Consider the following 17,658-nt stretch of genomic DNA (forward strand, 5'->3'; position numbering starts at 1 on the left):
AACAGAAAAAAATACAAAGCTTCCTAAGTTTTTCCCCAGAAGTCTTATACTTAATTCTTATTGATGTAATTAATTGATTTTTAACTAGTTAAAATTCAATAAGTTCTAAAAAAACTGCCTTAAAACCGTGCGAATTTAGTCCATATTCCTTACATTTAAACAAGGAAAAAGCTTTTTTGGGATGAAGAAAATTGTCCTTCCATTCTGTTTCATTGCACTGATCAGTATCGGTCTGTTGTCCATGAACAAATTTCCTCCTAAAATTGACTTTTCGGAGACATTAAGCTCGGAAAAAAGTAAGACCCCAGAACATCAGATAAAGTATTCGGACTGTATTAACATCGACGATGTTTCAAATTTGGATTTTGGGAATATCGATATGCAAACGTTGCAAAATGATGTCCTTTTTGAAGATATCAATCAGTGCTTGGAAAAATATGAACTTTCGTTGGACTCAACCATTAAGAACCTAAATACCATTGACGCCCATGAATTTTTGCACAACGAATTCTTGAGATGCAAAAAACTAATGGATACGGACTCCTTATCGGCAATCAAAAAGTACTACAACAAGGGAATCATGAACATATGCTATGACCGAGACAAGAAGCTCAACTCAGGTTCTTTTGGAAGGGTTGCCAAGAGGTGACGAAAAAGGGCAATCATCTCTGATTGCCCTTTTTTAAATTATCTATTATTTCTAAACTATCTTTTATCCACACCCACAAATGGTCTATGGTTTTCGCCTACATAAATTTGACGAGGTCTTCCTATGGGTTCGCCGCGTAATCTCATCTCTCTCCATTGGGCAATCCAACCGGGCAGCCTACCCAAGGCAAACATTACGGTAAACATCTCTGTAGGGATCCCCAGTGCGCGATATATGATTCCTGAATAGAAATCAACATTAGGGTATAATTTTCTTTTTACGAAGTATTCGTCTTCCAACGCTTCTTTTTCCAATCCTTTGGCTATGTCCAAAATGGGGTCTTCAATTCCTAAACTGCCCAATACTTCGTCAGCAGATTTTTTAATAATCCTCGCTCTAGGGTCGAAATTCTTGTATACTCTATGCCCAAAGCCCATTAATCTAAATGGGTCATTTTTGTCTTTGGCCTTGGCCATATATTTTTTGGTATCCCCTCCATCTGCCTGAATAGCCTCCAACATCTCCAAAACCGCTTGATTGGCTCCACCATGCAGAGGTCCCCATAATGCGGAAATACCAGCTGAAAGAGAAGCAAAAAGCCCTGCATGCGAAGATCCCACAATACGTACCGTGGAAGTCGAGCAATTTTGCTCATGATCTGCGTGCAAAATCAATAACTTGTCCAAAGCATCAATGGCAATGGTATCTTTTTTATATTCTTGATTTGGCTTTTTGAACATCATTTTATGGATGTTCTCTACATAGCCGAGGTTATCATCACCATAATCTAATGGAAGCCCTTTTTTCTTTCTTTGCGCCCAAGCAACCAACACTGGAAACTTGGCCAGGATGCGAACGATGGAGTGGTACATGGCCGCTTCCGAAGAAACATCAACCGAAGTAGGGTTAAAAGCTACTAAAGCACTAGTAAGTGAAGACAAAACACCCATTGGATGGGCAGATTTCGGAAAGCCATCCAATATCTTTTTCATTTCCTCATCTACGTGTGATTCTTCCTTAATATCATTATGAAATGCTGTAAGCTGTTCCTTGTTTGGTAGTTCACCAAAAATTAGAAGGTAGGCAACTTCAAGAAAATCAGCTTTTTCTGCCAGATCTTCTATGGAATACCCGCGATAACGTAAAATCCCTTTTTCACCGTCCAAAAAAGTAATGGCACTCTCACACGAGCCAGTATTTTTATACCCTGGATCTATGGTTACCATTCCACTGGCTGCCCTCAGGGCTTTTATATCAATCGCCAATTCATCCTCAGTACCTTTTATAACTGGGAGCTCGTATTTTTCACCTTCATATTCAAGTATTGCTTTGTCAGACATTTTATGGTTTAAAAGATTAGTAAAAATAGAACCGGAAATTTACGAAAAAGCATAGGCATTAACAATTTACCGGCCGCATTTATGGTATTGTTAACTATACTATTTGTAGGTCGAAAATTTTAAGGGCAGTTTACTGCAAATTGTATAAATATTTATAATAATTATCTACTGATTTTTTCCAGGTAAAGCGCTTTTTCTTGGCCGCCGATTGAATTTTTTTCCAAGCAGGTTTATCGTTCTTATAAATATCCAAGGCAAGGTCAAAGACATCGAGCATGTTCTTTATTTTTTCATCATAGGTAGCTCCATCAAAACTGAATCCGGTCTTCATATGGGTCACGGTATCCTTAAGTCCCCCTGTATGATGGACCAAACATGGATTTCCGTTTCGCATGGACAGCATCTGACTGATTCCACAGGGTTCAAAAAGGCTTGGCATGAAATACAAGTCAGACTCCAGATAAATGGAGTCAATCAGATTTTCCGATTGACCGTTGGTAAAAACAAAGTTTTTATGCTCATAACTGAGTTTTCTGAAGAGTTCCTCATACTCCGGCGCCCCAGTTCCCAACAACATGAAAATCCCATCCACCTTTTCCAATTTCTTCAGAATTTGAACAAAGGCTTCAGGCGATCGTTTAAAAAAGTAAAACTTTTGCTCTGTTAATCTTGCCACACTAGAAACAATGAATTTTGGCCTATTATCCACGAATTCCATGATCTTCTCTCCAGTATGGGCCAAAAAGTCGGCCTTATATTTTTTGGATTCCTCTTGCAACCATCTGAAAATAGCCTTTACCGTATTTCGATAGATAAAGCCTTTTTCCTCCTTGTTGATGTTTTTATAATTGCACCCATTGAGGATCCCGAACAATCTCTCTTCATTATCGGCTTTCAACAGGTCTTTTTCCAGGCCTTCGCCACCGATAAATTCCGGTGGAGAGCTCGGTAGCATCACATCCTCTTTGTAGGATGGGGAAACGGTGTGAACCGCGTCGGCAAAACGAATTCCCACAGCCATCAGATTGATACAATCTTGATAACGGTAATCCATCAATGCCTTATAATCGAAAACAACATCAGGGAACCAGTTTTTTAAGGAAGAGTAGTTGTCATCAAATGGCCGAATTCCTTGAATGGCCAAATTGTGGATGCTGTAAACAATTCTAATATCCTTTAGGTTTTGGTATTCCTTGTGATATTCCCTTAAAAACAGCAGTAAACTTGAGTGCCAATCATGTAAATGGATAATATCTATATTTCCAAATGAGCCCTTTTTGATAGCTTCAGCCACAGCCGCGCAAAAAATGAAATACTTTATAGCATCGGTATAAAAAGGTTCTTCAGGATCGTTGTGATAAATATGTGCGATATCACCTGCTTCGATCTCCGGATGGTGCAACACATAATGCACAATATTTGGGAATTCCTTCTTAGGTTTTACCTCGTAAAGCTCTGCGGTGTATTTAAGTCCTCTGAGGTTGAAGCTCAAATTGGTCTTAAAGAGGCCTTCTTGGTGTAAGCGTCCATAAGAAGGTACCACAACATGTACCTTATCACCATGTTCGGAAATTTGACGGGGGACGTCCCTTACTACATCACCCATTCCACCTGCCTTGCAATTGGCCAAAGCATCATTTTCCGCAGCAACGAAAAGAAAATTGTTCATAGGTTAGTTTTGCTTGGTTCTATTTGGTTTACTGAATTAAATTAACCAAAGTTTATTGTAGAAGCAAAAAAAAGCCTTTCACGTTTCGGAAAGGCTTTTTATATACTATCAAATCATTATCAATTAATTTACCTTGAATGCTTTTTCCTGGGGATAATATGCTGTACTACCCAACTCTTCTTCGATTCTTAGTAATTGATTGTATTTAGCCATTCTATCACTTCGAGAAGCTGAACCTGTTTTAATCTGTCCAGTATTCAAGGCTACCGCCAAATCGGCGATGGTATTATCTTCGGTTTCTCCCGACCTATGGGACATTACAGAGGTATATCCGGCATTTTTGGCCATGTTCACTGCAGCAATGGTTTCTGAAAGTGTTCCAATCTGATTCACTTTGATAAGAATTGAATTTGCAATCCCATTTTCAATTCCTCTTGACAATCTTTCCACATTGGTCACAAACAAATCATCACCTACCAATTGTACTTTATCCCCAACTTTATCGGTCAACATTTTCCAACCGTCCCAATCGTTCTCATCCATTCCATCCTCTATTGAGATGATCGGATATTTTTCACATAGGTCCGCCAAATATTGCGCCTGCTCTTCCGAAGTCCTTACTTTTCCTTTATCACCTTCAAACTTGGTGTAGTCATACTTTCCATCAACATAGAACTCCGCAGAAGCACAATCCAATGCAATCATTACATCATCACCCAATGTATATCCGGCTTTCTCCACGGCTTTGGCTATAGTATCCAAAGCATCTTCAGTTCCTCCTTCCAAGGTTGGGGCAAATCCTCCTTCGTCGCCAACCGCTGTGCTCAAACCTCTATCGTGTAATACCTTTTTAAGGTTGTGGAAGATTTCTGTTCCCATTTGCATGGAATGACTAAAATCTTTTGCCTTCACGGGCATCACCATAAATTCTTGAAAAGCAATTGGAGCATCTGAATGCGATCCACCGTTGATGATGTTCATCATAGGCACGGGAAGTGTGTTTGCGCTAACACCTCCAACGTAGCGATATAATGGCATACCCAACTCGTTGGCGGCAGCTTTCGCCACTGCCAGGGAAACACCCAAAATAGCGTTTGCACCAAGTTTTGATTTATTTGGAGTGCCATCCAAGGCAATCATTGTGTCATCAATATGGTTTTGCTCAAAAACCGATGTTCCTACCAATTCCTCAGCAATGGTGGTGTTGACATTGTTTACGGCCTGGCCTACTCCTTTCCCCATAAACGAATCTCCACCATCTCTTAGCTCAACAGCCTCATGCTCTCCAGTAGAAGCGCCAGAAGGGACAGCAGCCCTGCCGAGAACTCCATTTTCGGTAACTACATCTACCTCAACAGTTGGATTACCTCTTGAGTCTAAAATTTGTCTTGCATGAATGTTGATAATAATGCTCATTTGCTATTATTTATGGTTGAAATTTAATTCGGCAAAGATACGAAAGGAGCGCGTTAGAATTTCATGAAAATCAGCATGAAACATTAACAATAACGTAAAAATAACCTACAACGATTTAGTTTCTGCTAGTTTTGATAGCCTCAAAAAACTGGTCGAACAAATAGTCGGCATCATGCGGTCCAGGACTGGCTTCTGGGTGGTACTGTACTGAGAATACTTCCTTTCCTTTCATTTTAATTCCAGCCACCGTATCATCGTTCAAATGCACGTGTGTAATCTCCAAATCTGGATTTGCCTCAGTGTCTTCACGGTTCACGGCAAAACCGTGATTTTGAGAGGTTATCTCACCTTTGCCCGTAACCAAGTTTAGGATTGGATGGTTGATTCCTCTATGTCCGTTGTGCATCTTATAGGTGGATACGCCATTTGCCAGAGCTAATACTTGGTGCCCAAGACAAATTCCGAATAGTGGCTTATCCGAATCTATCATTTGTTTTGTAGCTGCAATTGCGTCTTTCAAGGGTTCTGGATCCCCAGGGCCGTTGGATACAAAATACCCATCAGGATTCCATTTTTTCATTTCCTCAAATGGGGTGTTGTACGGAAACACCTTGATATAGGCACCTCTTTTGGCAAGATTCCTTAGGATGTTCTTTTTTATTCCAATATCCAAGGCCGAAATTTTAATCTCAGCATTTTCCTCCCCAAAATAATACGGTTCCTTGGTAGAAACTTTGGAAGCAAGTTCCAAACCTTCCATGCTTGGTACTTTTTTCAGTTCTTCCTTTAAAGCATCTATTTCATCCACACGTGTGGATATCAAAGCGTTCATGGCGCCGTTATCCCGAATGTAGCTCACCAATGCCCTTGTATCTACATCAGATATGGCAAAAAGGTTGTTTTTATCCAAGAACTCCAGAAGGCCCATATCCGCATTGGGTCTTGAATATTCGTAGCTAAAATTTTTAACAATAAGTCCAGCGATTTTAATGGAATCGGATTCGACCTCATCGACATTGGTGCCATAATTGCCAATATGGGCGTTGGTGGCCACCATTATTTGTCCAAAGTAAGATGGGTCGGTGAAGATTTCTTGATAACCGGTCATCCCAGTATTGAAACATACCTCTCCTACTGCAGTGCCTTCTTTATCACCCACAGCCTTTCCATAAAAAATAGTGCCATCGGCCAAAAGTACTAGTGCCCTTTTCTTTGATTGATACTTCATTGCGCTTTTTTAATTTCGGTTTGACAAAAAAACATAAAAAAAGGATAAGTTTTCACTTATCCTTTTATCAGTAATTCAATAGTAATTAACATCCTTTATTCTTCTGAATCGTCTGTTTTGACTGTTTCAGCTACAGGTGCTGCTGCTGCGGCTTTTTTACCACCTCCTCTTCTACTTCTTCGAGTAGATTTCTTAGCTGGCTTACCTGCGTTGTACAATTCGTTGAAATCGACCAATTCTATCATTGCCATGTCAGCGTTGTCCCCAAGACGATTCCCCAACTTGATGATTCGGGTGTATCCTCCTGGTCTGTCACCTACCTTCTCAGCTACTGTGCTGAAAAGTTCGGTTACAGCGTGCTTATTTCTAAGGCTACTAAAAACAATCCTTCTATTGTGCGTACCTTTTTCGGTAGTCTGGTTGTTTTCAGTTTTTGCTTTGGTAATCAACGGTTCAACGAACTGTTTCAAAGCCTTTGCCTTGGCAACGGTAGTATTGATTCTTTTATGTTCTATTAGGGAACTGGCCATATTGGCCAACATTGCCTTTCTATGGGCAGCTGTTCTTCCTAAGTGGTTAAATTTCTTTCCGTGTCGCATTGTATTTATATTATCATCTTGCTACCAAATCCCTATTTAATAATTCTGTAGAAGGGAGAGCAAAATATGATTACTAATCTTTGTCTAATTTATATTTTGACAAATCCATTCCAAATTGAAGTCCTTTGTTGATTACCAACTCTTCCAATTCCGTCAATGATTTTTTACCAAAGTTTCTGAACTTCATCAAATCGTTTTTGTTGAAGGAAACCAAATCTCCCAAAGTGTCAACTTCGGCAGCTTTAAGACAGTTCAATGCCCTTACGGACAAGTCCATGTCAACCAACTTGGTCTTCAACAACTGACGCATGTGCAATGATTCCTCATCATAGGTCTCAGTTTGCGCAATCTCATCGGCTTCCAATGTAATACGCTCATCAGAGAACAACATAAAGTGATGAATAAGAACCTTTGCAGCTTCGGTCAAAGCATCTTTTGGGTGGATAGAACCATCAGTGATGATTTCAAACACCAATTTTTCATAATCTGTCTTTTGTTCTACCCTAAAGTTCTCGATGCTGTATTTTACGTTCTTTACAGGAGTGTAAACGGAATCAACCGCAATGCTACCTAGAGGGGCATTGGATTTTTTGTTTTCCTCAGCAGGAACATAACCACGACCTTTTTCAATAATAACCTCAAGGTTAATACTTACCTTGGGGTCCATATTACAGATAACCAAATCAGGGTTCAGTACTTGGTACCCTGAGATGAATTTTTGGAAATCGCCAGCGGTCAATTGTTCTTTTCCGCTAACGGATACAGAAACTGTCTCGCTCTCAACATCGTCAATCTGTCTTTTGAAACGAACCTGCTTAAGGTTCAATATCATTTCCGTTACGTCTTCAACAACGCCAGGGATAACAGAAAACTCATGTTCAACTCCATCGATACGAACAGAAGTTATTGCAAAACCTTCCAAAGAGGAAAGTAGCACTCTTCTCAACGCATTCCCAACTGTTAATCCATAACCAGGTTCCAAAGGGCGAAATTCAAATTTCCCTTCGAAATCTGTTGAATCGATCATTATAACTTTATCGGGCTTCTGAAAATTAAGTAATGCCATAATTGGACTAATGTTGATTTTATTTAGAGTATAACTCGACTATTAATTGTTCCTTGATATTCTCAGGAATCTGCATTCTTTCAGGAATGGTAACGTATGTACCTTCTTTCTTTTCTGAATTCCATGTAATCCATTCGTAAACACTGCTGTTATTGGCCAAAGAATCGTTTATGGCCTGAACAGATTTTGATTTTTCCCTAATGGCAACAACGTCACCAGCTTTAAGGGAATAGGACGGAATATTTACAATCTCGCCGTTTACGGTAATGTGTCTGTGGGATACCAACTGACGGGCACCTCTTCTCGATGGGGCAATTCCCATTCTGTACACCACGTTATCCAAACGTGACTCGCACAATTGAAGCAAAACCTCACCGGTAACTCCTTTGCTTCGGTTGGCCTTGTCAAAAAGGTTTCTAAATTGTCTTTCCAAAATACCATAGGTATACTTGGCTTTTTGCTTCTCCATCAACTGGATCGCATATTCCGACTTTTTTCCACGACGTCTGTTGTTTCCGTGCTGTCCTGGAGGGTAACTTTTCTTTTCGAAAGCTTTATCGTCTCCGAAAATCGCTTCGCCAAACTTTCTGGCGATCTTTGATGTTGGTCCTGTGTATCTTGCCATCTTCTTTAGTTTTGAAAGTGCGATTATGAATTAAGGCTTATCCTTCGATAATCTATGTTGCACCTTCGTGAAGACCCTATTTGGGCCCATTATGATTATTAATTAAACTCTTCTTCTTTTTGGTGGTCTACAACCGTTGTGCGGTAGTGGGGTAACATCGATGATCTCAGTAACCTCGATACCTGAGTTGTGGATAGAACGAATCGCAGATTCTCTACCATTTCCAGGTCCTTTTACGTAAACCTTTACTTTTCTAAGGCCAGCTTCGTGCGCTACTTTTGCACAATCCTCGGCAGCAACTTGGGCAGCGTAAGGAGTGTTCTTTTTAGAACCCCTGAAACCTAGTTTACCTGCAGAAGACCAAGAGATCACATCTCCTTTTTTATTGGTCAAAGAAATGATGATGTTGTTGAACGATGCGGTAACATGTGCCTCACCTGTAGATTCTACAACTACCTTGCGCTTTTTGGTTGTTTTAGTACTTGCCTTTGCCATATTCTTATGTTATTGGTTGTTAGTTGTTTGTTGTTGGTGGTTTTCTTTGGTACCACTGACAACTGACCACTAACTACTGCATACTATTTACTAAAATTATTTAGTTGCTTTCTTCTTGTTAGCAACCGTTTTTCTTTTTCCTTTTCTAGTCCTAGAGTTGTTTTTGGTGCGTTGACCTCTTAACGGCAATCCTGATCTGTGACGAATTCCACGGTAACAACCGATATCCATCAAACGCTTGATGTTCAATTGCGTTTCTGAACGAAGTTCACCTTCAATAGTGTACGAGGAAACCGCTTCACGGATTCTTCCTATTTCATCGTCATTCCAATCAGAAACTTTAGTATCCTCACTTACTTGGGCTCTTTCCAAAATCTGTTGGGCCCTACTTTTACCAATTCCGTAAATGTAGGTAAGTGAAATAACTCCACGCTTTTGTTTAGGTATATCTACACCTGCAATTCTTGCCATAATTACCCTTGTCTTTGTTTAAATCTAGGATTCTTTTTGTTGATTACGTATAATCTGCCTTTTCTGCGAACTATCTTGCATTCGGCACTTCTCTTCTTTATTGATGCTCTTACTTTCATCGTAATTAGTATCTATAAGTAATTCTTGCTTTTGTTAAATCATATGGACTCATCTCTAGCTTTACCTTATCGCCCGGAAGCAATTTGATGTAATGCATGCGCATTTTCCCAGAGATGTGTGCCGTAACAACATGACCGTTCTCTAATTCAACTCTAAACATTGCGTTGGACAATGCTTCAATTATAGTTCCGTCTTGTTCTATTGCTGGCTGCTTTGCCATAAATTATGCTACTTTTCTATTTTTACCGGTTTTCATCAAACCATCGTAATGTCTGTTCAACAAATAAGAATTTACTTGTTGTACGGTGTCAATAGCTACGCCCACCATAATCAATAGTGACGTTCCTCCATAAAACAATGCCCAACCTGCCTGTACATCCATCAACTTAACCACTACCGCCGGTAAAACTGCCAATAGCGCCAAGAAAATGGAACCAGGGAATGTGATCAACGACATTATCTTATCCAAGTAATCTCCAGTTTCCTTACCAGGTCTTATTCCTGGAATGAAACCTCCACTTCTTTTCAAATCATCGGCCATTTTGTTCGTAGGAACGGTAATCGCCGTGTAGAAATAAGTGAATATTATGATCAATACTGCGAACAATATGTTGTAAGCCAATCCGAAAATATCGGCAAATTGGACTTCCATCCATTGTCCAACAGCAGTATTATTAAAAGTTCTACCCAACAAACTTGGGGCAAACATGATAGCTTGCGCGAAGATGATAGGCATTACCCCAGAGGCATTCAACTTTAATGGAATGTACTGTCTAGATCCCATTACGTTCTTTTCATATCCTCCAGAAGCCGTTCTTCTTGCATACTGTACCGGAATCTGTCTTACGGCCATTACCAACAACACACTGGCCAAGATTACCAAGAACCAGATGATCACCTCAATCAAAATGAACATGATACCTCCAGTATTGTTTGTGGTCCTAGAGATAAATTCCTGAACAAATGATTGCGGCATTGTAGCGATGATACCGATCATGATCAAAAGTGAAATACCATTTCCGATACCTTTATCAGTAATTTTTTCACCCAACCACATTGCAAATACACATCCTGTAACCAAGATGATTACCGCTGGAACAATGAAATCCAATCCTTTGCCCAATATGAAGGCACTATCCGGAACTCCCAGTGCTCCCAAACCAAATAAGTAAGCCGGTGCCTGAACAATACAAATTGCTATGGTCAACCAACGTGTAATCTGGTTAATGGTCTTTCTACCACTTTCTCCTTCTTTCTGAAGCTTTTGCAAATATGGAATTGCGATTCCCATCAACTGCACCACAATGGACGCAGAGATATAGGGCATAATCCCCAAAGCAAAAACGGATGCGTTAGCGAACGCACCTCCAGTAAAAGCATTTAGTAATCCAAGAATTCCTTCTCCAGTAGCATCACTCAATTGTGCCAATTGGGAAGTATCAATACCAGGAAGAACAACTTGTGCACCAAAACGGTATACCAATAGTAGACCTAAGGTAATGATGATTCGTTGCCTTAGCTCTTCGATCTTCCAAATATTTGATATGGTCTCAATAAATTTCTTCATGCTTTATTTTTCCTTATAAGCTTATTGCTTCACCTCCTGCGGCCTCGATTGCTGCTTTTGCAGAAGCAGTAAATTTATGAACAGATACTTTTAGGGCGGCTTTTAATTCACCATCACCCAAAATCTTTACCAAGTCGTTTTTGTGTGCCAATCTGTTTTCAATAAGCATCTCCAACGTCACTTCCTTCTTAGCTACACCTTTGTCGACCAATTCTTGCAATTTGCTCAAATTGATCCCTTGGTATTCCTTTCTGTTGATGTTTTTGAATCCAAATTTTGGAACCCTACGCTGCAAAGGCATTTGACCACCTTCGAAACCAATCTTTTTAGAGTATCCAGATCTGGACTTGGCACCTTTATGACCTCTTGCGGCAGTTCCACCCTTACCAGAGGCTTGGCCTCTTCCTAAGCGTTTTCCGTCTCTGTTTACAGCGCCTTCTGCTGGTTTAAGATTATGTAAATCCATGTACCGTTATATTTTAAGCTTCCTCAGTGGAAACCAAGTGTTTTACCTTATTTATCATTCCAAGGATATTAGGCGTTGCATCGTGTTCAACAACGTGCCCAATCTTGCGCAAACCAAGTGCTTCCAAAGTCCTTTTTTGGTTTTGGGTCCTTTTGATGGCGCTCTTTACTTGTTTAACCTTAATCTTTGACATAATATCCTTTATTTATCCCTTAAAGACTTTTTCCAAAGAAATTCCTCTTTGCTTCGCCACAGTTCTTGCATCCCTTAGTTGTAAAAGTGCATCGAAAGTTGCCTTTACAACATTGTGAGGGTTGGAAGACCCCTGTGATTTTGACAATACATCATGAACACCAACAGCTTCCAATACCGCTCTAACGGCTCCACCTGCAATAACTCCGGTACCGTGTGAGGCTGGCTGGATGTAAACTCTAGCTCCTCCGTACTTTCCTTTTTGCTCGTGTGGAAGTGTTCCCTTGTTCAAAGGAATACGAACCAAGTTCTTTTTGGCATCCTCGATTGCTTTGGCAATTGCCGTAGCAACTTCTTTGGACTTTCCTAAACCATGTCCCACAACACCATTCTCGTCACCAACAACAACAATTGCTGAAAAACCGAATGCTCTACCACCTTTGGTAACCTTTGTAACCCTTTGGACACCTACCAAACGATCTTTCAACTCCAGTCCACCTGGCTTAACTATTTCTACGTTCTTGTATTTCTGGTACATAGTTTATTTAGAATTTTAGTCCTGCTTCGCGTGCTCCGTCAGCCAATGATTTTACTCTTCCATGATAAAGGCTTCCTCCTCTGTCAAAAGCTACTGTCTCAACACCTATTTTAAGTGCTTTTTCGGCAATTGCCTTCCCAACAAGGTTGGCCACCTCTGTTTTGGTTCCTTTGGCCTCTACATCTTTATCTCTTGAAGATGCAGCTGCTAAAGTAACTCCATTGACATCATCGATCAATTGAGCATATATCTCTTTGTTACTTCTGAAAACAGACAACCTTGGTCTTGCTTCAGTCCCAGAAGAAATTTTTCGTATTCTTCTTCTGATTCGTAATCTTCTTTCAGTCTTAGATAATCCCATCGTATTACTAATTATGCTGATTTACCTGCTTTTCTTCTTAATTGCTCACCAACAAACTTGATTCCTTTTCCTTTGTAAGGCTCAGGCTTACGGAAAGCCCTGATCTTGGCAGCAACTTGTCCTACCAATTGTTTGTCGTATGATGTCAACTTTATGATTGGGTTCTTTCCTTTTTCGGAAATAGTCTCAATCTTAACCTCTGGAGCAATGTTCATCACAATATTGTGTGAGAAACCTAAGGCCAAATCCAATTTTTGTCCTTGGTTACTTGCCCTGTATCCTACCCCTACCAATTCCAATTCCTTGGTCCATCCTTTGGATACACCTGCGGTCATATTGGCAATAAGCGCACGATATAATCCATGCTTGGCTTTATGCTCTTTGGAATCAGAAGGTCTTGAAAGTTGAACGCTTCCATCTTCAACCTTGATTTCAATTCCTGAAAACTCTTGGGTCAATTCACCCAATTTACCTTTTACGGTAACTACATTCTCGTTCACCTCTACAGTGACACCTTCGGGAATTGTAATTGGATTGTTACCTATTCTAGACATTTTCTTTTCTTTTCAACATTAATAAACGTAGCACAATACTTCGCCACCTACGTTTTCTTGTTTGGCCTGCTTGCTTGTCATTACTCCATGGGAAGTGGAGACAATAGCGATACCCAAACCGTTTAGTACTCTTGGCAATTCCTCTGATCCAGCATATTTACGCAAACCTGGCTTACTAACCCTTTGCAATTTTTTAATGACTGGCTCTTTGGTAAACTTGTCATATTTCAAGGCTATTTTGATATTTCCTTGAACGGTATCATCTTCAAACTTGTAGCTCAAAATATATCCTTGATCGAACAATATTTTGGTGATTTGCTTTTTTAGGTTTGAAGCTGGTACGTTAACCACCCTGTGACCTGCCCTGCTGGCATTTCTAACTCTGGTCAGATAATCTGAAATTGGATCTGTTAGCATTTTTCTTCTTTATCGGTTTACCAACTTGCTTTTTTAACTCCTGGAATCAAGCCTTGATTGGCCATCTCCCTGAAAGTAACCCTAGAGATACCGAATGTTCTCATGTATCCTCTTGGTCTTCCAGTCAATTTGCAACGATTGCGCATACGCACCGGAGATGCGTTTTTAGGAAGCTTTTGCAAAGCTTCGTAATCACCGGCTTCTTTTAGAGCCTTTCTTTTCTCAGCATATTTTGCAACCATTTTGGCCCTTTTTCTTTCGCGGGCCTTCATTGATTCCTTAGCCATATTAGTTCTTTTTAAAGGGTACTCCCAGTTCGGTTAACAATGATTTTGCTTCTTTATCTGTTTCAGCAGAAGTAACGAATGTGATATCCATACCGTTAATTCTGTTGATCTTGTCGATATTGATCTCTGGAAAGATGATCTGCTCTGTAACTCCCAGGTTGTAATTTCCTCGTCCGTCAAAACCATTGGCCTTCACTCCTTGGAAATCCCTTACCCTAGGAAGGGCAGAAGTAATCAATCTGTCCAAAAACTCATACATGCGCTCACCTCTAAGCGTTACTTTGGCCCCAATCGGCATTCCTTTTCTCAATTTAAAGGAAGCAACATCCTTTTTAGAGATTGTAGCCACAGCTTTTTGACCAGTGATATTGGTCAGCTCGTCCACGGCATGGTCGATAAGTTTTTTATCGGAAACTGCAGCACCAACACCACGGCTAACCACAATTTTTTCCAATTTAGGAACCTGCATTACGTTTTTGTAACCAAACTCCTCGGATAGTGCTTTAACCACACGCTCCTTATATTCTTGCTTTAATCTTGGAATGTAACTCATAACTAAATTACTTCATTGGATTTTTTGGCGAACCTTACTTTCTTTCCGTCCCTTACTTCGTATCCAACTCTTGTGGCATCGCCAGATTTTGGATCAATCAACGAAAGATTGGAAATATGTATGGGAGCCTCTTTTTTTACAATTCCTCCCTGAGGATTCTTTGCACTAGGCTTTTCATGCTTGGATACAGTGTTCACCCCTTCTACGATGGCTTTGTTCTTATCGTTATCCACCTTGAGGACCTTACCCTCGGATCCTTTATGGTCTCCAGTGATAACTCGAACTGTATCTCCTGTTTTTATTTTCAACTTCATCTCTCTGATATTTCTTTTAAAGCACCTCTGGAGCTAGTGAAACAATCTTCATGAACTGCTTATCCCGAAGTTCCCTGGCTACTGGTCCAAAAACCCTGGTTCCCCTCATTTCCCCTGTTGGGTTCAACAACACACAAGCATTGTCGTCGAAACGGATGTAAGAACCATCTGGTCTTCTTACTTCTTTTTTGGTTCTAACCACAACTGCGGTTGAAACAGAACCTTTTTTAACCGTTCCATTAGGGGCAGCTTCCTTAACGGTAACTACAATCTTATCTCCTAAAGAAGCATATCTTCTCTTTGTTCCTCCAAGCACACGGATGGTCAAAACTTCTTTTGCACCAGTATTGTCCGCAACTTTTAATCGTGATTCTTGCTGTACCATAATTATTTAGCTCTTTCAAGGATTTCAACCAATCTCCAGCACTTTGTCTTACTCAATGGTCGGGTTTCCATTATTTTAACGGTATCACCTTCGTTGCAATCGTTCTTTTCGTCATGGGCAACATACTTCTTGGTCTTCAAAACGAACTTACCGTACATAGGATGCTTTACTCGTTTTACTTCAGCAACAACAATGGACTTTTCCATTTTGCTACTGGTAACAACGCCTATTCTTTCCTTTCTTAAATTTCTTTTATCTTCCATAAGGCAAAACCAATTATTGTAATTCCCTTTTTGTTATTTCTGTTGCAAGTCTTGCTACTGTCCTTCTAGTCTTTTTGATCTGTAAAGGATTTTCCAAAGGAGTAACTGAATGCGCCATTTTTAAATCAGCATGCTGCTTTTTCAAGTCGGCCAACTTCTCCTTTAGCTCTTCAATTGAAAGTTCTTTTATTTCTGACTGTTTCATCTTCTTTCCAATTAAAAATTAAGCGGAATAATCCCTAGCTACAATAAACTTGGTCTTTACCGGCAATTTTTGTGCAGCAAGCCTTAAAGCTTCCTTTGCGATATCCATAGGAACCCCTGCTACCTCGAACATAATCCTTCCGGGCTTAACAACGGCCACCCAATATTCTGGAGCACCCTTACCTTTACCCATACGTACTTCAAGAGGTTTCTTAGTTATAGGCTTGTCCGGGAAAATTTTAATCCACAACTGACCTTGCCTTTTCATGTACCTTGTCGCAGCAATACGCGCAGCCTCTATTTGACGGGAAGTAATGAAATGGGAGTCCAAAGATTTGATACCGAACATTCCATTGGAAAGTTGGTGACCTCTCTGGGAGTTTCCTTTCATACGTCCCTTCTGGGCTTTACGAAATTTTGTTCTTTTTGGCTGTAACATCTTACCTTTTCTTTATCTTATTACTTTCTGCGGCGTTGTGGTTTTTTACCATCACGTTTGTCGCCTTTTCCTTGACTCTTGGACAATCCTACCAACGGAGAAAGTTCTCTTTTTCCGTAAACTTCACCCTTCATGATCCAAACCTTGATACCCAATCTTCCGTAAGTGGTGTGTGCTTCTTGCAAAGCGTAATCCACATCGGCACGGAAAGTTGATAATGGAATTCTTCCTTCCTTATAAGATTCTGAACGCGCCATTTCCGCTCCGTTCAAACGTCCTGAAATCTGAATTTTGATACCTTCCGCATTCATACGTATTGCGGCTGCAATGGCCATTTTGATGGCACGACGGTATGAAATTCTGCTTTCGATCTGTCTTGCAACACTCGCAGCAACCAAATTGGCATCCAATTCAGGTCTTTTGATCTCGTGAATGTTGATCTGAACTTCTTTGTTGGTAATTTTCTTAAGCTCTTCCTTAAGTTTATCAACCTCTTGTCCTCCTTTACCAATGATGATACCAGGTCTAGCCGTGGTAATGGTAATCGTGATCAATTTCAAGGTTCTTTCGATGATGACCCTAGACACGCTGGCTTTTGCCAAACGCGCATGGACATACTTTCTTATCTTATCGTCCTCAGCAAGTTTATCGCCGTAATCATTTCCTCCGTACCAGTTGGATTCCCATCCTCTGATAATTCCTAAGCGATTTCCTATCGGATTGGTCTTTTGTCCCATATCTTATCTCTAGCTTTGAACGTTGTTGTTAGATTCCAAAATCATGGTAACATGGTTGGAACGTTTTCTAATTCTGTGTGCTCTACCTTGTGGCGCGGGACGAAGTCTCTTCAACATTGTACCACCATCCACACGGATCTCCTTGATATAAAGGTCAGCATCCTCAATGCTTGCATCTTCATTCTTGGCTTCCCAGTTGGCAATCGCAGAAAGCAATAATTTCTCTAGCTTTCTAGAAGCTTCCTTTGGGTTGAACCTTAAAATAGCCAGTGCCATTTCAATCTGCTTTCCTCGAACCAAATCAGCGACCAAACGCATTTTTCTTGGAGAGGTTGGGCAGTTGTTCAACTTAGCGATAGCAAGCTGCTTTTTCTCTTCTTTTAACCTTTCGGCCATTTGTCTTTTACGAACTCCCATAGCTTACTTACTTTTTACCTTTGTTTTTAGCTCCTGCGTGACCTCTAAAAGATCGTGTAGGTGAAAATTCCCCAAGCTTGTGACCTACCATGTTTTCAGTAACATATACAGGAACAAATTGTCTCCCGTTGTGCACTGCGATGGTTTGTCCCACGAAATCCGGAGTTATCATAGAGGCTCTAGACCATGTTTTGATAACCGTTTTCTTACCTGACTCTATATTGTTCTGGACTTTCTTCTCCAGACTATGATGAACGTAAGGTCCTTTTTTTAATGAACGTGCCAT

Annotated in this window: 29 protein-coding genes; 1 reads left to right on the top strand and 28 read right to left on the bottom strand. The window is 40.3% G+C overall.

Features of this window, described 5'->3' with window-relative positions; all coding sequences use genetic code 11:
* Nucleotides 1–181: 181 nt before the first annotated feature.
* Nucleotides 182–649 (top strand): hypothetical protein, encoded by a 468-nt coding sequence (locus tag ACULLH_RS10565; RefSeq protein ID WP_454088714.1) that lies wholly within the window; start codon nucleotides 182–184, stop codon nucleotides 647–649.
* A gap of 56 nt (nucleotides 650–705) precedes the next feature.
* On the opposite strand, the gene ACULLH_RS10570 is transcribed toward ACULLH_RS10565, so the two are convergent.
* The 28 genes from ACULLH_RS10570 to rpsS form a co-directional block, all read right to left on the bottom strand.
* Complete coding sequence (locus ACULLH_RS10570; protein ID WP_454088715.1) at nucleotides 706–1,989, bottom strand: citrate synthase; 1,284 nt, start codon at nucleotides 1,987–1,989, stop codon at nucleotides 706–708.
* A 130-nt stretch (nucleotides 1,990–2,119) separates the two neighbouring features.
* The gene (locus tag ACULLH_RS10575) at nucleotides 2,120–3,658 is read right to left on the bottom strand and encodes a glycogen synthase (protein ID WP_454088716.1); all 1,539 of its coding nucleotides are present in this window, start codon (nucleotides 3,656–3,658) and stop codon (nucleotides 2,120–2,122) included.
* A gap of 123 nt (nucleotides 3,659–3,781) precedes the next feature.
* Nucleotides 3,782–5,074 (bottom strand): phosphopyruvate hydratase, encoded by a 1,293-nt coding sequence (gene eno / locus ACULLH_RS10580; RefSeq protein WP_454088717.1) that lies wholly within the window; start codon nucleotides 5,072–5,074, stop codon nucleotides 3,782–3,784.
* 115 nt (nucleotides 5,075–5,189) lie between these two features.
* Complete coding sequence (carA, locus tag ACULLH_RS10585) at nucleotides 5,190–6,302, bottom strand: glutamine-hydrolyzing carbamoyl-phosphate synthase small subunit (protein ID WP_454088718.1); 1,113 nt, start codon at nucleotides 6,300–6,302, stop codon at nucleotides 5,190–5,192.
* Nucleotides 6,303–6,397: 95 nt separating this feature from the next.
* Entirely contained in the window at nucleotides 6,398–6,901 is a 504-nt protein-coding gene (gene rplQ, locus ACULLH_RS10590) for a 50S ribosomal protein L17 (RefSeq protein WP_454088719.1), read from the bottom strand.
* A gap of 73 nt (nucleotides 6,902–6,974) precedes the next feature.
* On the bottom strand, nucleotides 6,975–7,967 hold the full coding sequence (locus tag ACULLH_RS10595) for a DNA-directed RNA polymerase subunit alpha (protein WP_097047045.1): 993 nt from the start codon (nucleotides 7,965–7,967) through the stop codon (nucleotides 6,975–6,977).
* A 19-nt stretch (nucleotides 7,968–7,986) separates the two neighbouring features.
* Complete coding sequence (gene rpsD / locus ACULLH_RS10600) at nucleotides 7,987–8,592, bottom strand: 30S ribosomal protein S4 (protein ID WP_454088720.1); 606 nt, start codon at nucleotides 8,590–8,592, stop codon at nucleotides 7,987–7,989.
* A gap of 102 nt (nucleotides 8,593–8,694) precedes the next feature.
* The gene (gene rpsK / locus ACULLH_RS10605) at nucleotides 8,695–9,087 is read right to left on the bottom strand and encodes a 30S ribosomal protein S11 (RefSeq protein WP_454088721.1); all 393 of its coding nucleotides are present in this window, start codon (nucleotides 9,085–9,087) and stop codon (nucleotides 8,695–8,697) included.
* Between the two features lie 96 nt (nucleotides 9,088–9,183).
* A complete protein-coding gene (gene rpsM, locus ACULLH_RS10610) occupies nucleotides 9,184–9,558 on the bottom strand; it encodes a 30S ribosomal protein S13 (protein ID WP_454088722.1) in 375 nt (124 codons plus the stop codon).
* A gap of 2 nt (nucleotides 9,559–9,560) precedes the next feature.
* Complete coding sequence (gene ykgO, locus ACULLH_RS10615) at nucleotides 9,561–9,677, bottom strand: type B 50S ribosomal protein L36 (protein WP_013621733.1); 117 nt, start codon at nucleotides 9,675–9,677, stop codon at nucleotides 9,561–9,563.
* Between the two features lie 5 nt (nucleotides 9,678–9,682).
* Nucleotides 9,683–9,898, bottom strand: a complete 216-nt coding sequence (gene infA, locus ACULLH_RS10620) for a translation initiation factor IF-1 (RefSeq protein ID WP_014031991.1) — start codon at nucleotides 9,896–9,898, stop codon at nucleotides 9,683–9,685.
* A gap of 3 nt (nucleotides 9,899–9,901) precedes the next feature.
* Entirely contained in the window at nucleotides 9,902–11,245 is a 1,344-nt protein-coding gene (secY, locus tag ACULLH_RS10625) for a preprotein translocase subunit SecY (RefSeq protein ID WP_454088723.1), read from the bottom strand.
* Nucleotides 11,246–11,258: 13 nt separating this feature from the next.
* Nucleotides 11,259–11,711 (bottom strand): 50S ribosomal protein L15, encoded by a 453-nt coding sequence (gene rplO, locus ACULLH_RS10630; protein WP_454088724.1) that lies wholly within the window; start codon nucleotides 11,709–11,711, stop codon nucleotides 11,259–11,261.
* A 13-nt stretch (nucleotides 11,712–11,724) separates the two neighbouring features.
* Nucleotides 11,725–11,904 (bottom strand): 50S ribosomal protein L30, encoded by a 180-nt coding sequence (gene rpmD / locus ACULLH_RS10635; RefSeq protein ID WP_055397075.1) that lies wholly within the window; start codon nucleotides 11,902–11,904, stop codon nucleotides 11,725–11,727.
* 12 nt (nucleotides 11,905–11,916) lie between these two features.
* Complete coding sequence (gene rpsE / locus ACULLH_RS10640) at nucleotides 11,917–12,441, bottom strand: 30S ribosomal protein S5 (RefSeq protein ID WP_454088725.1); 525 nt, start codon at nucleotides 12,439–12,441, stop codon at nucleotides 11,917–11,919.
* Nucleotides 12,442–12,448: 7 nt separating this feature from the next.
* Nucleotides 12,449–12,802: a 50S ribosomal protein L18 gene (gene rplR, locus ACULLH_RS10645; protein ID WP_454088726.1), complete on the bottom strand. Its 354-nt coding sequence runs from the start codon at nucleotides 12,800–12,802 to the stop codon at nucleotides 12,449–12,451.
* Between the two features lie 11 nt (nucleotides 12,803–12,813).
* Complete coding sequence (gene rplF / locus ACULLH_RS10650; protein ID WP_454088727.1) at nucleotides 12,814–13,356, bottom strand: 50S ribosomal protein L6; 543 nt, start codon at nucleotides 13,354–13,356, stop codon at nucleotides 12,814–12,816.
* 18 nt (nucleotides 13,357–13,374) lie between these two features.
* A complete protein-coding gene (rpsH, locus tag ACULLH_RS10655; protein ID WP_420320189.1) occupies nucleotides 13,375–13,773 on the bottom strand; it encodes a 30S ribosomal protein S8 in 399 nt (132 codons plus the stop codon).
* Between the two features lie 17 nt (nucleotides 13,774–13,790).
* On the bottom strand, nucleotides 13,791–14,060 hold the full coding sequence (gene rpsN, locus ACULLH_RS10660) for a 30S ribosomal protein S14 (RefSeq protein WP_116218582.1): 270 nt from the start codon (nucleotides 14,058–14,060) through the stop codon (nucleotides 13,791–13,793).
* A 1-nt stretch (nucleotide 14,061) separates the two neighbouring features.
* A complete protein-coding gene (rplE, locus tag ACULLH_RS10665; RefSeq protein WP_454088728.1) occupies nucleotides 14,062–14,613 on the bottom strand; it encodes a 50S ribosomal protein L5 in 552 nt (183 codons plus the stop codon).
* A 2-nt stretch (nucleotides 14,614–14,615) separates the two neighbouring features.
* On the bottom strand, nucleotides 14,616–14,927 hold the full coding sequence (rplX, locus tag ACULLH_RS10670) for a 50S ribosomal protein L24 (protein ID WP_454088729.1): 312 nt from the start codon (nucleotides 14,925–14,927) through the stop codon (nucleotides 14,616–14,618).
* 16 nt (nucleotides 14,928–14,943) lie between these two features.
* On the bottom strand, nucleotides 14,944–15,312 hold the full coding sequence (gene rplN, locus ACULLH_RS10675) for a 50S ribosomal protein L14 (RefSeq protein ID WP_298791435.1): 369 nt from the start codon (nucleotides 15,310–15,312) through the stop codon (nucleotides 14,944–14,946).
* A gap of 2 nt (nucleotides 15,313–15,314) precedes the next feature.
* Nucleotides 15,315–15,575, bottom strand: a complete 261-nt coding sequence (gene rpsQ / locus ACULLH_RS10680) for a 30S ribosomal protein S17 (RefSeq protein ID WP_136465042.1) — start codon at nucleotides 15,573–15,575, stop codon at nucleotides 15,315–15,317.
* A gap of 13 nt (nucleotides 15,576–15,588) precedes the next feature.
* The gene (rpmC, locus tag ACULLH_RS10685; RefSeq protein WP_454088730.1) at nucleotides 15,589–15,780 is read right to left on the bottom strand and encodes a 50S ribosomal protein L29; all 192 of its coding nucleotides are present in this window, start codon (nucleotides 15,778–15,780) and stop codon (nucleotides 15,589–15,591) included.
* An 18-nt stretch (nucleotides 15,781–15,798) separates the two neighbouring features.
* On the bottom strand, nucleotides 15,799–16,218 hold the full coding sequence (gene rplP, locus ACULLH_RS10690) for a 50S ribosomal protein L16 (protein WP_055397052.1): 420 nt from the start codon (nucleotides 16,216–16,218) through the stop codon (nucleotides 15,799–15,801).
* A gap of 20 nt (nucleotides 16,219–16,238) precedes the next feature.
* On the bottom strand, nucleotides 16,239–16,955 hold the full coding sequence (gene rpsC, locus ACULLH_RS10695; protein ID WP_454088731.1) for a 30S ribosomal protein S3: 717 nt from the start codon (nucleotides 16,953–16,955) through the stop codon (nucleotides 16,239–16,241).
* 9 nt (nucleotides 16,956–16,964) lie between these two features.
* Complete coding sequence (gene rplV / locus ACULLH_RS10700; RefSeq protein WP_073181014.1) at nucleotides 16,965–17,372, bottom strand: 50S ribosomal protein L22; 408 nt, start codon at nucleotides 17,370–17,372, stop codon at nucleotides 16,965–16,967.
* A gap of 7 nt (nucleotides 17,373–17,379) precedes the next feature.
* Nucleotides 17,380–17,658 carry a 30S ribosomal protein S19 gene (gene rpsS, locus ACULLH_RS10705; RefSeq protein ID WP_106145055.1) on the bottom strand — a complete coding sequence of 93 codons (279 nt, stop codon included), beginning with the start codon at nucleotides 17,656–17,658 and terminating at the stop codon, nucleotides 17,380–17,382.

Source organism: Flagellimonas sp. 2504JD4-2 (assembly GCF_053642935.1).

What these genes read in the sequence shown, in the direction of transcription:
- ACULLH_RS10565 (WP_454088714.1), top strand. Translation starts at nt 182, where the DNA reads ATGAAGAAAATTGTCCTTCCATTCTGTTTCATTGCACTGATCAGTATC.
- ACULLH_RS10570 (WP_454088715.1), bottom strand. Translation starts at nt 1,989, where the DNA reads ATGTCTGACAAAGCAATACTTGAATATGAAGGTGAAAAATACGAGCTC.
- ACULLH_RS10575 (WP_454088716.1), bottom strand. Translation starts at nt 3,658, where the DNA reads ATGAACAATTTTCTTTTCGTTGCTGCGGAAAATGATGCTTTGGCCAAT.
- eno (WP_454088717.1), bottom strand. Translation starts at nt 5,074, where the DNA reads ATGAGCATTATTATCAACATTCATGCAAGACAAATTTTAGACTCAAGA.
- carA (WP_454088718.1), bottom strand. Translation starts at nt 6,302, where the DNA reads ATGAAGTATCAATCAAAGAAAAGGGCACTAGTACTTTTGGCCGATGGC.
- rplQ (WP_454088719.1), bottom strand. Translation starts at nt 6,901, where the DNA reads ATGCGACACGGAAAGAAATTTAACCACTTAGGAAGAACAGCTGCCCAT.
- ACULLH_RS10595 (WP_097047045.1), bottom strand. Translation starts at nt 7,967, where the DNA reads ATGGCATTACTTAATTTTCAGAAGCCCGATAAAGTTATAATGATCGAT.
- rpsD (WP_454088720.1), bottom strand. Translation starts at nt 8,592, where the DNA reads ATGGCAAGATACACAGGACCAACATCAAAGATCGCCAGAAAGTTTGGC.
- rpsK (WP_454088721.1), bottom strand. Translation starts at nt 9,087, where the DNA reads ATGGCAAAGGCAAGTACTAAAACAACCAAAAAGCGCAAGGTAGTTGTA.
- rpsM (WP_454088722.1), bottom strand. Translation starts at nt 9,558, where the DNA reads ATGGCAAGAATTGCAGGTGTAGATATACCTAAACAAAAGCGTGGAGTT.
- ykgO (WP_013621733.1), bottom strand. Translation starts at nt 9,677, where the DNA reads ATGAAAGTAAGAGCATCAATAAAGAAGAGAAGTGCCGAATGCAAGATA.
- infA (WP_014031991.1), bottom strand. Translation starts at nt 9,898, where the DNA reads ATGGCAAAGCAGCCAGCAATAGAACAAGACGGAACTATAATTGAAGCA.
- secY (WP_454088723.1), bottom strand. Translation starts at nt 11,245, where the DNA reads ATGAAGAAATTTATTGAGACCATATCAAATATTTGGAAGATCGAAGAG.
- rplO (WP_454088724.1), bottom strand. Translation starts at nt 11,711, where the DNA reads ATGGATTTACATAATCTTAAACCAGCAGAAGGCGCTGTAAACAGAGAC.
- rpmD (WP_055397075.1), bottom strand. Translation starts at nt 11,904, where the DNA reads ATGTCAAAGATTAAGGTTAAACAAGTAAAGAGCGCCATCAAAAGGACC.
- rpsE (WP_454088725.1), bottom strand. Translation starts at nt 12,441, where the DNA reads ATGTACCAGAAATACAAGAACGTAGAAATAGTTAAGCCAGGTGGACTG.
- rplR (WP_454088726.1), bottom strand. Translation starts at nt 12,802, where the DNA reads ATGGGATTATCTAAGACTGAAAGAAGATTACGAATCAGAAGAAGAATA.
- rplF (WP_454088727.1), bottom strand. Translation starts at nt 13,356, where the DNA reads ATGTCTAGAATAGGTAACAATCCAATTACAATTCCCGAAGGTGTCACT.
- rpsH (WP_420320189.1), bottom strand. Translation starts at nt 13,773, where the DNA reads ATGCTAACAGATCCAATTTCAGATTATCTGACCAGAGTTAGAAATGCC.
- rpsN (WP_116218582.1), bottom strand. Translation starts at nt 14,060, where the DNA reads ATGGCTAAGGAATCAATGAAGGCCCGCGAAAGAAAAAGGGCCAAAATG.
- rplE (WP_454088728.1), bottom strand. Translation starts at nt 14,613, where the DNA reads ATGAGTTACATTCCAAGATTAAAGCAAGAATATAAGGAGCGTGTGGTT.
- rplX (WP_454088729.1), bottom strand. Translation starts at nt 14,927, where the DNA reads ATGAAGTTGAAAATAAAAACAGGAGATACAGTTCGAGTTATCACTGGA.
- rplN (WP_298791435.1), bottom strand. Translation starts at nt 15,312, where the DNA reads ATGGTACAGCAAGAATCACGATTAAAAGTTGCGGACAATACTGGTGCA.
- rpsQ (WP_136465042.1), bottom strand. Translation starts at nt 15,575, where the DNA reads ATGGAAGATAAAAGAAATTTAAGAAAGGAAAGAATAGGCGTTGTTACC.
- rpmC (WP_454088730.1), bottom strand. Translation starts at nt 15,780, where the DNA reads ATGAAACAGTCAGAAATAAAAGAACTTTCAATTGAAGAGCTAAAGGAG.
- rplP (WP_055397052.1), bottom strand. Translation starts at nt 16,218, where the DNA reads ATGTTACAGCCAAAAAGAACAAAATTTCGTAAAGCCCAGAAGGGACGT.
- rpsC (WP_454088731.1), bottom strand. Translation starts at nt 16,955, where the DNA reads ATGGGACAAAAGACCAATCCGATAGGAAATCGCTTAGGAATTATCAGA.
- rplV (WP_073181014.1), bottom strand. Translation starts at nt 17,372, where the DNA reads ATGGGAGTTCGTAAAAGACAAATGGCCGAAAGGTTAAAAGAAGAGAAA.
- rpsS (WP_106145055.1), bottom strand. Translation starts at nt 17,658, where the DNA reads ATGGCACGTTCATTAAAAAAAGGACCTTACGTTCATCATAGTCTGGAG.